This is a genomic window from Xanthomonas sp. NCPPB 2864 (assembly GCF_056675615.1).
The window spans coordinates 114,697-130,349 of record NZ_JBWWVS010000006.1 but is presented as its reverse complement, the minus strand read 5'-3'; the positions used below and the strand labels follow the sequence as shown (position 1 = coordinate 130,349).

13 protein-coding genes are annotated in these 15,653 nt (G+C 65.7%); 10 read left to right on the top strand and 3 right to left on the bottom strand.

Annotated features, from left to right (window positions below; genetic code table 11):
• Positions 1-235: 235 nt before the first annotated feature.
• Positions 236-760, top strand: a complete 525-nt coding sequence (locus AC1KVE_RS14570; RefSeq protein ID WP_046344187.1) for a hypothetical protein — start codon at positions 236-238, stop codon at positions 758-760.
• Positions 761-1,024: 264 nt separating this feature from the next.
• Here AC1KVE_RS14570 and AC1KVE_RS14565 read toward each other — a convergent pair whose 3' ends face one another.
• Positions 1,025-2,281 (bottom strand): 6-phosphofructokinase, encoded by a 1,257-nt coding sequence (locus AC1KVE_RS14565; RefSeq protein ID WP_046344185.1) that lies wholly within the window; start codon positions 2,279-2,281, stop codon positions 1,025-1,027.
• A 157-nt stretch (positions 2,282-2,438) separates the two neighbouring features.
• On the opposite strand from AC1KVE_RS14565, the gene AC1KVE_RS14560 reads away from it, so the two are divergent.
• The 4 genes from AC1KVE_RS14560 (at position 2,439) to AC1KVE_RS14545 (ending at position 6,339) form a co-directional block, all read left to right on the top strand.
• Positions 2,439-3,002: an adenylate kinase gene (locus tag AC1KVE_RS14560; RefSeq protein WP_024940086.1), complete on the top strand. Its 564-nt coding sequence runs from the start codon at positions 2,439-2,441 to the stop codon at positions 3,000-3,002.
• Between the two features lie 342 nt (positions 3,003-3,344).
• Positions 3,345-4,715, top strand: a complete 1,371-nt coding sequence (gene mpl / locus AC1KVE_RS14555) for a UDP-N-acetylmuramate:L-alanyl-gamma-D-glutamyl-meso-diaminopimelate ligase (protein WP_184433579.1) — start codon at positions 3,345-3,347, stop codon at positions 4,713-4,715.
• Positions 4,712-5,308, top strand: coding sequence for an LON peptidase substrate-binding domain-containing protein (locus tag AC1KVE_RS14550; protein WP_024940084.1), 597 nt, complete (start codon positions 4,712-4,714; stop codon positions 5,306-5,308). Before mpl ends, AC1KVE_RS14550 begins: the two co-directional genes overlap by 4 nt.
• 146 nt (positions 5,309-5,454) lie before the next feature.
• Positions 5,455-6,339 carry a bestrophin family protein gene (locus AC1KVE_RS14545; protein WP_024938088.1) on the top strand — a complete coding sequence of 295 codons (885 nt, stop codon included), beginning with the start codon at positions 5,455-5,457 and terminating at the stop codon, positions 6,337-6,339.
• A gap of 399 nt (positions 6,340-6,738) precedes the next feature.
• On the opposite strand, the gene AC1KVE_RS14540 is transcribed toward AC1KVE_RS14545, so the two are convergent.
• Positions 6,739-8,826, bottom strand: coding sequence for a bifunctional DedA family/phosphatase PAP2 family protein (locus tag AC1KVE_RS14540; RefSeq protein ID WP_184456599.1), 2,088 nt, complete (start codon positions 8,824-8,826; stop codon positions 6,739-6,741).
• A gap of 159 nt (positions 8,827-8,985) precedes the next feature.
• On the opposite strand from AC1KVE_RS14540, the gene AC1KVE_RS14535 reads away from it, so the two are divergent.
• The 4 genes from AC1KVE_RS14535 to AC1KVE_RS14520 all read left to right on the top strand — a co-directional run bounded on the left by AC1KVE_RS14535 (position 8,986) and on the right by AC1KVE_RS14520 (position 12,911).
• Positions 8,986-9,645, top strand: coding sequence for a serine/threonine-protein kinase (locus AC1KVE_RS14535; RefSeq protein WP_154832598.1), 660 nt, complete (start codon positions 8,986-8,988; stop codon positions 9,643-9,645).
• A 208-nt stretch (positions 9,646-9,853) separates the two neighbouring features.
• Positions 9,854-10,669, top strand: coding sequence for an SDR family oxidoreductase (locus tag AC1KVE_RS14530; RefSeq protein ID WP_065048197.1), 816 nt, complete (start codon positions 9,854-9,856; stop codon positions 10,667-10,669).
• 218 nt (positions 10,670-10,887) lie between these two features.
• Complete coding sequence (locus AC1KVE_RS14525) at positions 10,888-11,862, top strand: YiiG family protein (RefSeq protein WP_456362942.1); 975 nt, start codon at positions 10,888-10,890, stop codon at positions 11,860-11,862.
• Between the two features lie 107 nt (positions 11,863-11,969).
• Positions 11,970-12,911 carry a YiiG family protein gene (locus AC1KVE_RS14520; protein WP_481092405.1) on the top strand — a complete coding sequence of 314 codons (942 nt, stop codon included), beginning with the start codon at positions 11,970-11,972 and terminating at the stop codon, positions 12,909-12,911.
• Positions 12,912-13,449: 538 nt separating this feature from the next.
• Here AC1KVE_RS14520 and AC1KVE_RS14515 read toward each other — a convergent pair.
• A complete protein-coding gene (locus tag AC1KVE_RS14515) occupies positions 13,450-14,322 on the bottom strand; it encodes an ion transporter (RefSeq protein ID WP_184456603.1) in 873 nt (290 codons plus the stop codon).
• Positions 14,323-14,394: 72 nt separating this feature from the next.
• Between AC1KVE_RS14515 and AC1KVE_RS14510 the strand changes: the two genes are divergently transcribed.
• Complete coding sequence (locus tag AC1KVE_RS14510; protein ID WP_184456605.1) at positions 14,395-15,621, top strand: acetylornithine transaminase; 1,227 nt, start codon at positions 14,395-14,397, stop codon at positions 15,619-15,621.
• Positions 15,622-15,653 lie beyond the last annotated feature (32 nt).

Below are 15,653 nucleotides of genomic sequence, written 5' to 3'. Positions count from 1 at the left end.
AATGGATGTCGTCCGGTCGGGACGAACCAAGGGCGATGCACGCAGCGAGTGGGGTGGCGAATACGGACTCGACGGCCATGGAGGCCGCAATGCGCGTCGCGATGTTCGGGTGGCCGGATTGCGGGCGAGTATGCGCCGCGGCCTGCGCCGCTGCCACCACTGCGGCTTTGGCGCGTCGTTCAGTCGCGGCATGACAGCCTGCGGCCAACGTGATCGAGCCGATCCAGGAGTGACGATGTCCAACCATGCCGCGTCAACATATGCCGTGACCATCGCTGCAGTGCTGCTCAGCGCCCATGCGCTCGCTGCCGACCCGACGCCGGAGCTGAAACAGCGCCCGGCCGGCACCGCGCAAGCGGTCGGTGCCGTGCACACCCTGCGCCAGATTCCAGAAGCCTGTGCGCGCCTGGAAGGCGTATTCACCGGCAATGCTGCGCAGCCGTATACCTTGTCGGTGGTGCGCAGCAGTCCCACCTGCCAGCCACGCGCCCGCTTCGTGGATTTCGCCAAGGCCACGCCCAGCGTCGCATCGGGCTGGATCTACAACGACGTGATCCGCGTCCCCAGCGCAGCCTGCCCCGCGCAGCAGGCGGTAGTGCGCATCTGGCGCAAGCCGGTGGATGCCAAGCCGCAGCTCGATGGCCAAGGCCAGTCGCGCATCTATCTGGAAGATGCAAAGCAACAGGCTGCCGCCGGAAAGATTCCGCAGGTGCCGATGTTTGCTGCGCAGATGACGGTGGAAGGCAAGGCCTGTCAGTAACTCAGGCGTCCGCTTCAGTCACTCTATTCAACGACAAACCCCGGCCAGGCCGGGGTTGTTTGTATGACGCTTCGCAAGACCGTGATGTACCGTCGCAGCGGCGCATCCGTCAATCAGTGCCGCAAAAAACCTGGACGATGAAGGTAAGCGCTGTATCGATGTCCCGCATCCCTTGTTGCGCTGCATGAGCAATGAGGCAGATGTGCGAGCAGGTGTATGGGCGTGCAGTGTCCATTACCCCTTTCCGATCGCCCACGCCGACGTTCATCCCGCCCACGTCGGCAGTTTTTTCGCCACCGCCACATTCTTCAACGTCACATATTTCGGCAATCCATCGCTGCCGTAGGCCAGCGGCGCTTCGCCCTTGATCAACGGGGCGAAGTAGCGGCGGGCGCGTTCGGTGATGCCGAAGCCGTCCTTGCGCAGGAAGCTGGGCGGCATCTTCTTTTCGTGGTTGGCCACCTTGTGCAGCGGGGCCGGCACGATCTTCCAGCGATACGGTGCGTCGCTGACGCGTTCGATCACCGGGATCACCGCGTTCATGCCCTTGAGCGCGTATTGCACCGCGGCCTTGCCGACGGCCTGTGCCTGCTCCCAGTCGGTCTTGGAGGCCAGATGGCGTGCGGAACGCTGCAGGTAATCGGGCAGGGTCCAGTGCACCTTGTAGCCGAGTTCCTGCTTGACCTGCGCGGCCAGGAACGAAGCCACGCCGCCCAGTTGCGCATGGCCGAACGAATCGGCCGCGCCGCCTGCGTCGGCGACGAAGCTGCCGTGCGCGTCCTGGATGCCTTCGCTTGCGACCACCACACACCAACCGACCTTTTCCACCACCTGCTTGACCTTGGCCAGAAACGCGGCCTGGTCGTAGGCCCGCTCGGGCAGCAGGATGATCTGCGGTGCGTCGTCCGGGCCCTGGCCGGCCAGGCCTGCGGCAGCGGCCAACCAGCCGGCGTGGCGTCCCATCGCCTCGTAGATGAAGACCTTGGTCGAGGTGTCGGCCATGGCGGCGACATCCAGTGCCGCCTCCCGCACCGACACCGCGGTGTATTTGGCCGCCGAGCCGAAGCCGGGGCAGGTATCGGTCACCGCCAGATCGTTGTCGATGGTCTTGGGCACGCCGATGCAGTGCAGCGGGTAGCCATAGGCCTTGGCCAGCTGCGAGACCTTCCAGGCGGTATCGGCCGAGTCGTTGCCGCCGTTGTAGAGGAACCAGCGCACGTCATGCGCACGCAGCACATCGAGCAGGCGCTCGTACTTGGCGCTGTCTTCTTCCAGCGATTTGAGCTTGTAGCGGCACGAGCCAAACGCGCCACCCGGGGTCTGCGCCAGTGCGGCGATCGTGGCGGCGGACTCCTTTGACGTGTCGATTAGCTCCTCGCGCAATGCGCCCAGGATGCCGTTGCGTGCGGCCAGCACCTTGATCTTGCGAGCGCGCGCCTCGGTGATCACGCCGGCGGCGGTGGCGTTGATGACGGCAGTGACGCCGCCGGATTGGGCATACAGCAAGTTGCCAGTAGACATAGGGGGGCGGGCTCCTCGATGGGACATGGCGCAGGGGACAGTGCCGGGACATTCCCCGGATGCGGTAAGCTGCACGACCATACGGTCAGCGCTGGCGAAGACCTGAGTCTAACGCCGCCAACCGCAACGCGTTTTTATTCGAAAGTGGAGTCCACTGATGCGATTGGTTCTGTTGGGACCGCCCGGTTCGGGCAAGGGCACCCAGGCGACACGTCTCAAAGACAAGTTTGAGATCCCGCATATTTCCACCGGCGATCTGCTGCGCGCCGAAGTGGCCGCCGGCTCGCCGCTGGGCCTGAAGGCCAAGGAAGTGATGGCACGCGGTGATCTGGTCTCCGACGAGATCCTGCTCGGCATGCTGGAGGCGCGGCTCGGTCAGGCCGATGTCGCCAAGGGTTTCATCCTCGACGGCTATCCGCGCAACGTGGCGCAGGCCAATGCGCTGGACGACCTGCTCGGCAAGATCGGTCAGCCGCTGGATGCGGTGGTGCAGCTGGATGTGGCCAGCGAATTGCTGGTCGAGCGCATCGCCGGCCGCGCCAAGGCCGAGGGCCGCGAGGACGACAATCCCGAGTCGGTGCGCAAGCGCCTGCAGGTCTATACCGACTCCACGGCACCGGTGATCGGTTTCTACGAACAGCGCGGCAAGCTGGCACGCGTGGACGGCGTGGGCTCGCTGGATGAAGTGCTGGAACGTATCGGCACCGCGCTCGGTCGCTGAGACGGTTCGGGCCGGGCAGTGCGCCCGGTCCATCCGCCGCGCTGGAAGCCGTCGCGGCTTGCGTAACGCATTGATTGCGCAAAAGAAAAACCCCGGACGTACAAGACGCCCGGGGCAGAATAACGCCAGCAATGAGCTTGCTCAGAGCTCCACAGCATGAGCTCCCTGGGGATTTGGCCTCTTGGGGAGTAGGACCAAAGGGGTGCTGCGACTGGCGTTCAGCATAGTGATGGATGTGACGCAGTTCGCATATCGGGAAATTCCCGACAGTACGGTAGGTCTTTCCTGACACTGCGCTCGGCAACGAGGCGGAATGGCCGGCAACTCCGGCGATCGGCGACAATGCGCCCCATGACCAAACTCCACATCCTCGGCATCGCCGGGACCTTCATGGGCGGTGTCGCCGCCCTTGCGCGCGAGCTGGGCTGGCAGGTAGAGGGCAGCGACCAGGCCATCTATCCGCCGATGTCCACCCAGTTGGAAACCCTCGGCATCGCGCTGGCACAAGGCTACGCGCCGTCCAATATTTCGGCCGATGCCAGCGACGTCGTCATCGGCAATGCCTTGTCGCGCGGCAACCCGGCGGTCGAAGCAGTGCTCGATGCCGGCCGTCGCTACAGCTCCGGTGCGCAATGGTTGGCCGAGCAGGTGTTGCCGGGCCGCGACACCCTGGCCGTCGCCGGCACCCACGGCAAGACCACCACCACCACCATCCTGAGCTATCTGCTGGAAGCTGCCGGGCGCGCGCCGGGCTTTCTGATCGGTGGTGTGGCCGAAGACTTCGGGGTCTCGGCGCGGCTGGGCCAGGGACGCGAATTCGTGGTGGAAGCCGACGAATACGACACCGCGTTCTTCGACAAGCGCAGCAAGTTCGTGCATTACCGGCCGCTGGTGGCGATCCTCAACAACCTCGAGTACGACCACGCCGACATCTTTCCGGACGTGGCCGCGATCCAGCGCCAGTTCCATCATCTGGTGCGCACGGTGCCGGCGCGCGGGCGGCTGATCGTCAACGGCGAGGATGCGCGCCTGGCCGAGGTGCTGGCGATGGGCTGCTGGACGCCGGTGGAGCGCTTCGGTTTCGATGCCTCTCTCGAGTGGAGCGCACGCTTGATCGCCGCCGACGGCAGTGCGTTCGCGGTGCTGCAGCATGGGGTGGAGATCGGCCAGGTGCAGTGGCCGCTGGTCGGGCGGCATAACGTGCTCAATGGATTGGCGGCACTGGCCGCCGTGCATGCGGTAGGCGTGGATCCGGCAACGGTGATGCCGGCGCTGGCGCGCTTTCAAAGCGTCAAACGGCGCTTGGAGCGGTTGGGGCAGGCACGCGAGGTCACCGTATACGACGACTTCGCCCATCACCCCACCGCGATTGCGACGACCTTGCAAGGCCTGCGTGCGAGGGTCGGCGCGGCGCGCGTGCTGGTGGCGATGGAGCCGCGCAGCAATTCGATGCGGCTGGGTGCGCATGCGCAGGCATTGGCACCATCGTTGCGCGATGCCGATGCGGTGGTGTTTCTGCATCGCCCCGAACTGGCCTGGGACGCCGCACCGATCATCGCGCAGGTGCGCGGTGACGCGCACGTGGCGCATGACGTGGAGGCATTGCTGCAGACACTGGGCGCGATCGCGCAGCCGGGCGACCATGTGGTGTTCATGTCCAATGGCGGTTTCGATGGCGCGCCGCGTCGCTTCCTGGCGCAATTGTCCTCATGACCGGCCTCACGACCACCGCCGACACCAGCGCCTTGCCGCTGTTTCCGCTGCACAACGTGCTGTTGCCGGGTGCGGCAATGGGTTTGCGCGTGTTCGAGCGCCGCTATCTGGACCTGGTGCGCGAGAGCGGCCGCGCCGGCAGCAGCTTCGGTGTGTGCCTGATCCTGGATGGCAGCGAAGTCGGCGTGCCGGCAACACCGGCTGCGTTCGGCACCGAGGTGCGTATCGAGGATTTCGATGTCGGTGCCGACGGCGTGTTGGTGCTGCGCCTGCGTGGCACGCGTCGCTTCCGTGTGCAGCGCTCGCGCATCCGCGACAACGGCTTGGTGGTTGGCGAGGTGAGTTGGTGCGAGCCCGACAGCGATGACGAACTGCGGCCCGAGCATGGCCTGCTGGCGACCGTGCTCGAGCGCATGCTCGAACAGGTCGGCGGCCAATTCGCCTCTGCCGGGCCGGAACTGCTGGACCAGGCGGCATGGGTCGGCTGGCGCCTGGCCGAACTGCTGCCGCTGACCGAGCAGCAGCGTCTGTCGCTGTTGCAGCTGGACGATCCGCATCGGCGCCTGGACCAGTTGCTGGCCTGGATGCCGTGACGCGGTGAACCAAGCGCGCGGGTAACCCGTCACCGCGCTTGCACCCCTGCAACGGCACACTCGCCACGCTTGAGTGCGCTCACGATGGCATCCATGCAGTGGATGCGCGCATGGGTGTCACCCGTTTTCGATCCACGGAGTGTGCCTTGATCATCGATGTCAAACCGCGTGTGGCGGATGTGTTCAGTCAGGTCTGGCGGACCCTGGCGGTATTGTTCGTGTGGGACGTGTTGATCACGATCATCTACTACGTGCTGCCGTTCCGCGCGCCCGCATTGCCGTTGACCATCTTCGGCTCGGCGCTGGCGTTGTTCCTGGGCTTTCGCGCCAACTCGACCTATCAACGCTGGTGGGAAGGGCGTGTGCTGTGGGGCCAGATGATCAATGCATCTCGCAATCTGGTCCGCCTGAGCGTCAGCATCCTGTCCGCGCCGGAAGCGGCAGCACTGGGCCGCACCATCGCGCTGCGCCAGATCGCCTACGTCAATGCGTTGCGCTGCCAATTGCGGCGGCTGCCGGTGGCGATGGCGCTGGAGCCGCGTCTGCATGCCGACGAAGTGGCCGCGGTGATCACGCGCACCAATGTCGCCAATGGCCTGCTCGACACCACCGGGCGCAGCGTCGAGCAGGCGCGTCGCGATGGCTGGATCGACAGCATTCAACAAGCCAGTGTCGAGCGCATCCTGGTGGATATCGCCAACGCGCAGGGCGGCATGGAACGGCTGAAGAATACGCCGTTGCCGTACCAATACCGCTTCTACCCGAACCTGTTCACGCGGCTGTTCTGCGTGTTGCTGCCGATCGGCCTGGTGGAGACGCTGCAATATGCGACGCCGGTGGGGTCGACGGTGGCAGGTCTGATGTTCCTGGCAGTACTCAAGATCGGCGACGAACTGGTCGACCCGTTCGCCAATGCCATTCACGACCTGCCGCTGGACAGCATGTGCCGGACGGTGGAAATCGACGCCTTGCAGGCGATCGGCGAACAGGCGCCCGAGCCGATGCAGCCGGTGGATGGCGTGTTGTGGTAAGCGCATCGCGCCTGCACCAATGCGGTTTGTGCGTATCCAGACGGCGTTGAGGCGCAGGCTCTCGGTCACCTCCAGAGCTGATTGAACGCTGCGGATGCGTCGGTTGTAGGGCGGTTGATCTGCGGCTTTGCTGCAGGGGGCCTTGCCGCCTACCGTCACGGGACACGCTGCAAATCCGTCCATGTAAGTTCTTGGGCGGACGCGGCATCCATGCCGCGTAAGGTCCCGCGAGCGGTGAGGCAACGCGCACTCGACCAACCAGGCTGTTGAGCTGAACATTCGGCCGCATCCACGCGACGCGAGCGCGTTGCCGCCATCGGTACAGCGTTCAAGAAGTTCTCCTGGCGGCTCCTGTCTACAGAAGTGCGCGTTCGCCGACCGCTGCTGCTGCCAGATTGATCAAGGACGCTGTCGTGACGGATCCGATGCAGCCGGATCGGACGCGGTGGTTTCCGTTTGTGGTGCAGCGCTGTCTTTGTCCTCTCGCTGCAGCGCATTTGCCGACGTGCTGTCGATCAATATCACTGGGACCTGCGAGCGCCGACGCTGTTCGACGCGATGCGGCAATGGGCCGAGTGCTTCACGTAATGCGCTTAGCGCCGGGTCGACTCCACGCAGCGGATACCACAGGCCGATCAGGCTGAAGTGGCGGCTGTAGCGCAGCGTCTGCGTGCTGCCCACCCACAACGGTTGCGCGCCGGGCTGCAGGCGTGCGGCCGCCGGCCACAGGCGCAACACATGCACATGGCCGGGCGCGGCGTGACGCACCATCAGCAGCGCTTCGACCTGCGTGTCCAGCGTGGCCGGCAGGATCGGCACCTCGTCCGGGCGGCCGCCGACATCCAGCAGATGCAGCGCCTGCTCCCAGCCGGCTTGTGGCTGCATGCGCCACCCGCGTGCTTCCAGCTGGCGCTGCAGCGGTGCCAGCGGGCCGGCCAGTTGCACGTCCAGCGGCCAGCGCTGGTCGTCGTCGAATTCGTTGCGGCGTGCCGGCAGCAGGCGCCACTGGCCATCCCACCAGTCGCTGGCGGGCAACTCCATCAGCAACGGTGGCGGCGGTTCGAACCTGGCCAACTTGGTGCCCAGGTTGCGCGGTGCGAACACGATCGCGCAGGTCAGGAACACGCCGTAGAAGATCCACGAGACCGGCTTGACCCAGAACGCACGGGTGGCACGACGGCGATAGGCGATGCCCAGCACCAGCAGCCAGAAGATGCCGAACAGCATGCCGCCGACCACGTCGCTGAGCCAGTGCGCGCCCAGATACAGGCGCGCGAAGCCGATCAGCGACACGATCGCGCCACTGACCAGGTACGGCCATACCCGGCGCCGGCCCGGCAGCTCGCGCGCGATCAGCAGCGCGAAGAAGCCAAAGCCGATCGTGGCCATGGTGACCGCCACCGACGGAAACCCGAAACCGCTGCTGGCCGCCGGCGGGCGCACCACCTGCACGGTGGCGCCCAGCAGTTGTGTCAACGCCAGGCCGAAGGCCAGTGCGATCACCCAATGCGCCACCGCCATCCAGCGGCGCCGCCAGGCCAGATAGCCCATTGCCGCCGCGATCGCCGGCAGCAGCACTTGCCAGTCGCCCAGCGAGGCCAGCGCCACCATCGGGTAGTCGGCCAGCGGGTTGCGCAGCGCCAGCATCAGATCGTGCACGGCCAGGTCCACGCGCAGCGGCTCACCGTGCGCCAGCACCACCATCAGCAACACGAACCAGCCCCAGCCCAGCAGCAACAGCATCAACGCCATCATCGCCAGCGGTACCGACTCGCGACGGCGCGGGTCGAACACGCTCACCGACCAGTTGCCCAGCACCGGATGCCGATGCGACCACTCCAGCAGGCGCGCCAGCAAGGCGTCCAGGTGGCCGGCCGACCAGCGGTACGAGTACAGCACCATCGCCCAGGCCAGGCCGATCACTGCGGCCAGCAAGGCGACCACCACGAACAGGCGGCCGGCGACTGCAGCCACCGCGTCGTAGGCAGTGCCCAGCACCCAGCCGGGCACCAGGAACAGCAGCGCCCACGAGATGCAGGCCAGGCCGCTGGCGATCAGATAGCGCTTGAACGGCATGTGCGACATGCCGGCGATGGCCGGCACGAACGGCCGCACCGCGCCCACGTAACGCGCGATCAGGATGCTCTTGAAGGCATTGCGCCGGAACAGTAGCTCGCCGCGCTCCAGCAGTTGCGGGTAGCGGCGAAACGGCCAGTAGGTGTGCAACTGGTGGCCCCAACGATGGCCGACCCAGAAACTGAGCGCATCGCCGATGAAGGCGCCCAGGGTGGCGCAGGCCACCGCATACGGCCCGTTGATCTGACCCAGCCCGATCAGCACACCGATGGCGAACAGCAACGGCAGCGCCGGCACGATGGCGCCGAGCACGATCACCGCATCGGAAAATGCGATGGCAAAGATCACCACGCCAGCCAGGGTGGGGTGGTGTCCGATCCACTCCAGCGTGGCGTCGATCCATGAATTCATCCCGCGATTATAGGTGGGCATGGCGATGAGGTGACTTGCGCCCTCGTCACATCGCCCGGTCCGCTTCACCTCAGGTTGCGGGCTGGCAACGCCGCACGCCGCAGTGACATGCAGGTAACGCACGCTGTGGCGATGCGGGCGCCCCGCCTACAATGGGGGATGAGTGACGATCCCGCCGGCAACCTGCCGCTGAAGTCCGATACCTTCGGGCGCATCCTGTTGATCCGCGACGCCGATCGCCTGTTCGTGCGGCGCGACCTGAGCGCGGCGCCATGGCTGCTGCGCGGGGTGGCCTGGTGGCTGGCGCGGCGCGAAGCCCTGGCGCTGCGCCAGCTCGATGGCCTGGCGCGGACACCGCGTCTGTTGCACTGGGACGGACGCCATCTGGACCGCAGCTATCTGGCCGGCGACGCGATGTACCAGCGCCCGCCGCGCGGCGATCTGGCCTACTTCCGCCGTGCGCGCAGGTTGTTGCAGCAGTTGCACCGCCGCGGGGTGGCGCACAACGATCTGGCCAAGGAAGCCAACTGGCTGGTGCAGGACGACGGCAGCCCGGCGGTGATCGATTTCCAGCTGGCGGTACGCGGCAATCCGCGCGCGCCCTGGATGCGTCTGCTTGCACGTGAAGACCTGCGGCACCTGCTCAAGCACAAGCGCATGTACTGCCCGGCCGCGATCACCCCGGTGGAACGTCGCGTGCTCAAGCGCACGTCCTGGGTCCGCAAGCTGTGGTTCGCCACCGGCAAGCCGGTCTACCGCTTCGTGACCCGCCGCGTGCTGCATTGGGAAGACAACGAGGGGCGGGGGCCGAGGCCCTGAGGGGCGGGGATTGGTTATTGGGGATTGGGGATTCGTAAGAGCGTATGGCTTGGGCCTGCGGGTTGGTCGATGCAAGTGGGGGAGGCGATACGCTTTTGCGAATCCCGAATCCCGAATCCCGAATCCCGAATCCCGCACCGTTCTTGCTCGGGTTGTAAGCTTTTGCGAATCCCCAATCCCCAATCCCCAATCCCCAATCCCCAATCCAATGACCCTAAACGGCAAAACCCTCTTCATCACCGGTGCCTCGCGCGGGATCGGCCTGGCGATTGCGTTGCGGGCGGCGCGGGATGGGGCCAATGTGGCGATCGCGGCCAAATCGGCAGTGGCCAATCCCAAGTTGCCCGGCACCATCCACAGCGCGGCCGCGGCGGTGACTGCGGCCGGTGGGCAGGCGCTGGCGCTCAAGTGCGATATCCGCGACGAAGCGCAGGTGCGTGCCGCGGTAGCCGCCACGGTCGATGCGTTTGGCGGCATCGATATCCTGGTCAACAACGCCAGTGCGATCTGGTTGCGTGGCGCGTTGGAGACGCCGATGAAGCGCTTCGACCTGATGCAGCAGGTCAACGCGCGCGGCAGTTTTCTGTGCGCGCAGGCGTGCCTGCCGCATCTGTTGCAGGCGCCCAATCCGCATATCCTCACGCTGGCGCCGCCACCGTCCTTGAACCCGGCGTGGTGGGGCGCGCATACCGGCTACACGCTGGCCAAGATGGGCATGAGCCTGGTGACGCTGGGGCTGGCAGCCGAGTTCGGCCCGCAAGGCGTGGCGATCAATGCGCTATGGCCGCGCACGGTGATCGCCACCGATGCGATCAACATGATCGATGGCGTGGACGCAGCCGCGTGTCGACGGCCGGAGATCATGGCCGACGCGGCACATGCGGTGCTGACGCGCGAGGCGGCCGGATTTCATGGCCAGTTCCTGATCGACGACCAGGTGCTGGCCGAGGCCGGCGTCACCGACCTGAGCGGCTACGCGGTCGACCCGTCGCGCGCGTTGTTGCCGGACCTGTTTCTCGACTGAGCGCGGCCAACGGCCCGCGCGCGCAGCCGGCCTGATACGGGTACGCCGTCAGCGGTGCATGCGGCCAGCGCGATCCGAAAAAATCGATGCGGCGGACCAGCGGCCGCGCCCCCGCGTGCCAGCCAGGCTGTCGGCGTCCGGGCGTGAGCACAGGGAGTTCACAGTCGTGTTTGCTATCGTGCGCGGCTGAAACCGTTTCCAACAAGGATGTACAGCGCGTGTCTTCGATGTTCCGTGTAGTCGTTTTGGCGGCGTCCGTGTCCGTCCTGGTGGCCGCTTGCGGCGGCAAGTCGCCGCCGCCTGCAACCGATGCCAAGACGAGTGAAAAACAGCCGGACTCCCTGCAGGGCGTGACCGCAAAGCTTGGCGCCTACATCGACTGCTTCAACCGCATCGATGCGAAGGTGCACGCCGGCGCCAGGCAATACACCGGCTGGATGCAGGACCCGTTCGCCGGCCCGACCGGTCGCGAATCCGGCATGACCGGCCCGTACGATATCGACGCCTACGACATGAAGCAGTGCGATGCGCCGGTCAGCGCGGCCGCTGCGGCGAACCCGTCGCTGCCTGCATTGGACAAGGCGGCGCGCGACTACCGCGCGGCATTGAAGGCGCTGCAGCCGATCAGTCACGCGGTAGCCGACTACTACACGCGTCAGGACTACGAAGACGACCAGTTCGCCAAGGGCAAGCAGCTGCACCCGGAGCTGATGAAGGTGCTGACCACCTATGCCGATGCCAGTACCGCCTTCAGCGCCGAACTGGACACGCAAAACGACGCGGCGCAACGCGAAAAACTCAAGATGCTGGAACAGGGCGAGGGCCGCACGCGCGAATACTATCGGCTGGCGATGATGCTCGACGCCAAGGAGATCGCCGATGCGCTGGAACAGGAGCAGTTCGACGTGCCACGGGTCAATACGCTGCTGGACGGCTTCAACCGTCTCTCCGACGAGGCGCATGCCAAGGTGGCCGATCAGGAGCCGGGCAGGCTGGACTGGAACAGCTTCGAGACCGCTGCGGAAACCTTCCGCAGACAAGCCAAGGCGCGGGTGAAACGCGTGGTCGAACGAACGCCCTATAGCAAGATGGAACAGGGCTGGCTGGACAACCCCTCGCTGGCGCCGGAGGGTTCGCCACGCAAGTTGCTCAACACGTACAACGCGCTGGTATTCGAAAGCAATCGTCAGTAATTGACGCGCTGCACCCGCCGCGCGCGTACCGAGGGTGCGCCGCGCCAGATGTCATTCGGCCGCACGCTGCGGCAGCCACCTCGTTCAACCCATCACTGGAACCCAAGATGACCCTTCGACTTCGTTATGCGCCGCTCACCGCGGCGATGGCTTTTGCCGCGCTGCTTGCCGGCTGCCAGAAAGACGCACCCGCCACCGCAGTGGAAGGCGCCGACAAGATCAATGCCTACATCACGTGCTTCAATGGCGTTGAGCAGCCGATCCACGAGAGCTACCAGCAATACATCGAGTGGATGCAGGACCCCGAGGCTGGCCCGACCGGCAAGGAAAGCGGCATCCATGCACCTGGCACGGTGCTGTCGCATCACGTGGACGAATGTGGCGCGCCGATGACCGCTGCGCTGGCGCAAACGCCCGCCAACCCCGAGCTCGATCCGGTGGCCAAGACCTATCAGGAACGGTTCACCGCACTCAACGAGCGTATCGGCGAAGCGGTGCGCTACTACGACCGCGAGGATTATCTGCGCGACGACGGCAAGGGCATGAAGGCGCTGCACGCGCCGTTGATGCAGGCCTATCACGCATTCTTCGAAGCCGGCGAAGCCATGAATGCCGCACTCGAACGTAACGAAGACATGCGTCGCCAGGCGCAGATCGATGCGATCGAAAAGGAAGAAGGTCGCAGCGCCTCCTGGTATCACCTGAAGATCATCGGCGAAGGCAAGCAGCTGGTGCAGGTGCTCGACAGCGACACGCCGGATCTTGCCGCAGCGCAGTCCCAGCTCGCGCGTTATCAAGGCATTCTGGAAGAGGCGCAGAAAGCCAAGATCGGCCAGGGCGATGCGATGTGGGGCCACATGGAACGCTCTGCCGACAAGCTGACGCGCGAGTCGGGACGACTGGTCGAACGTATCCGCACCAAGACACCATTGAACAAGAGCGAGCAGATGCTGCTGGAAAGCGGTTCGATGCCGCCGGGCGGCACCCGCCAGGCCGTGCTGGCCAGCTACAACGATCTGATCGATATGAGCAACCGCATGTCGCATTGATGCTGTGCAGGCATTCCTGTCGCGTTGTGTAAGCGGATCGCGCACCGCTTTTACCGTGCACACCGATCATCTCGACAGGTCCTTGCCGGCCCATCGTCGCGGGACCTTACGCGGCATGGATGCCGCGTAAGAGCCTACAAGGACGTACTTGCGGCGTGTCCTGCGATGGTGGGCGGGCAAGGGCCCCGCAGCCAAGCAACAGATCATTCGTTCTACGATTGATCCATCAGCACTATCCAGGTCCATCGAAACACACCACATAAAGAAGTCGAGACCTGGAAGCGTGACCGTGTTTAGGCGCGATCAGCTGCTGAGATCGAAAGTTCGGCGAGTCGACGGCGCGATGCCTCCACTGCTTGCGGGACATGCCGTGAATCCGTGCCAGCAGGCTCCGTAGCGGCATCCTTGCCGCCAAGGGTTCCGAAATCGATAAGACCACCGCACATGTCAGCCTTGTTGCATGCCGATGGGAACCGCAAAGCCGGCTGCCCCCGCTTCTCGGCGGGCGCAGGCGTTGCGTCGCGTCGGCAGCACCGCGTCAGCCGTTGGAGATCTCCGGCAGCGGCTCGGCACACTGGCGGCAATAGCGTGCGTCGGGCGCGTGGCCTTCCAGCCCGCAACGTGGACAATTGCGCGCATCGCGCTTGCCGGTGTGGCCACCTTCGCGCAGCGTGCTGGCCAGCTCGGCGGTGTAGATGCCGGTGGGCACGGCGATGATGCTGTAGCCGATCAGGATCAGGGCCGAGGTGATGAAGCGGCCCAGCGTGGTCTGCGGCACCAGGTCGCCAAACCCCACCGTGGCCATGGTCACGATGGCCCAGTACATGCTGGTCGGGATGCTGGTGAACCCATGTTGGGGGCCTTCGATCACATACATCGTGGCGCCGGCGATCACGGTGATGGTGAGCACGCTGAACAGGAACACCAGCACCTTGCGCCGGCTGCGCCACAGCGCGTCCACCAGTTGCCCGCTTTCTTCAATGTAGCGGGTGAGCTTGAGGATGCGGAACAGGCGCAGGATGCGCAGCACACGCACCACCAGCAGCGTCTGCGCACCGGGCACGAAGAACGACAGATAGCTGGGCAGGATCGAGAGCAGATCGATCACGCCCCACACGCTCAATGCGTAATGCAGCGGGCGCCGCACCACCGCCAGGCGTAACGCGTATTCGACGGTGAACAGGACCGTGAACGCCCATTCCAGCGGCACCAGCCGGTGCGCCGAATGCGAATGGATGCGCGGCACGCTGTCGATCATGATCACCACCACGCTGGTGAGGATCGCCACCACCAGCATCAGGTCGAAATTGCGCGATGGGCGGGTGTCGTGCCGGTAGATGATGTCGAACCATTGCCGGCGCCAGCCGTGGTCGGTGGCGGGAGTGAGCTGGGGATCGGAGAAGGGGCGCATCCGCGCATTGTGCCGCAGGCCGGCGAATGCGCGAGAATGCGCGTTCTCCCTCCGCTTCTGTGACCCACCATCATGAGCACCGCTGCCGATTCGCCCCTGTCCCTCGCGCATTACTACCTGCCGGTGTATCGCCCGCGCCAGGTGGTGCTGGAGCGTGGCCAGGGCAGTCGCGTGTGGGACGACCAGGGCCGCGCGTATGTGGATCTGTCCGCCGGTATTGCGGTCAGCGGGCTGGGCCACAACGATCCGGACCTGATGGCCGCGCTGACCGAGCAGGCCGGCAAGCTGTGGCACACCAGCAATGTGTTCTTCAGTGCGCCGCCGCTGAAGCTGGCCGAAGAGCTGGTCACCGCCTCGCGCTTCGCGCACAAGGTGTTCCTGTGCAATTCGGGTACCGAGGCCAACGAAGCGGCGATCAAGCTGGTGCGCAAGTGGGCCAGCAGTCAGGGCCGCCCGGCCGACAAGCGCGTGATCGTGACCTTCCGCGGCAGCTTCCATGGGCGCACCCTGGCGGCGGTCACCGCAACCGCGCAGCCCAAGTATCAGGAAGGCTACGAGCCGCTGCCCGGCGGGTTTCGCTATGTGGACTTCAACGATGTCGCCGCGCTGGAAGCGGCTATGGCCGCGGGCGATGTGGCCGCGGTGATGGTCGAGCCGATCCAGGGCGAGGGCGGGGTGATGCCGGCGGCGCCGGGTTTCCTGAGCCGCGTGCGTGCGCTATGCGACCAGCACGATGCACTGCTGGTGCTGGACGAGATCCAGTGCGGCATGGGCCGGACCGGCACGCTGTTCGCGCATTGGCAGGAGCAGGTGACGCCGGACATCGTGACGCTGGCCAAGGCGTTGGGTGGCGGTTTCCCGATCGGCGCGATGCTGGCCGGCCCCAAGGTGGCCGAAACCATGCAGTTCGGCGCGCACGGCACCACCTTCGGCGGCAACCCGCTGGCTGCAGCGGTGGCGCGCGTGGCGCTGCGCAAGCTGGCCTCGCCGCAGATCGCCGAGAACGTAGCGCGTCAGTCGGCGGCGCTGCGCGCCGGCCTGGAGGTGCTCAACACCGAGTTCGGCCTGTTCGCCCAGATCCGCGGGCGTGGCCTGATGCTGGGCGCGGTGCTGGCGCCGGCGCATGCCGGGCAGGCCGGCGCGATCCTGGATTTTGCCGCCAAGCATGGCCTGCTGTTGCTGCAGGCCGGGCCGGATGTGTTGCGCTTCGTGCCGGCACTGAATCTGACCGATGCCGAGCTGGCCGATGGGTTGGAACGCCTGCACCTGGCCATTGCCGAGTACGTGGCGCAGAAGTGATGGAGTCCTGCGCGTTCTGCACCGTCGTGGCG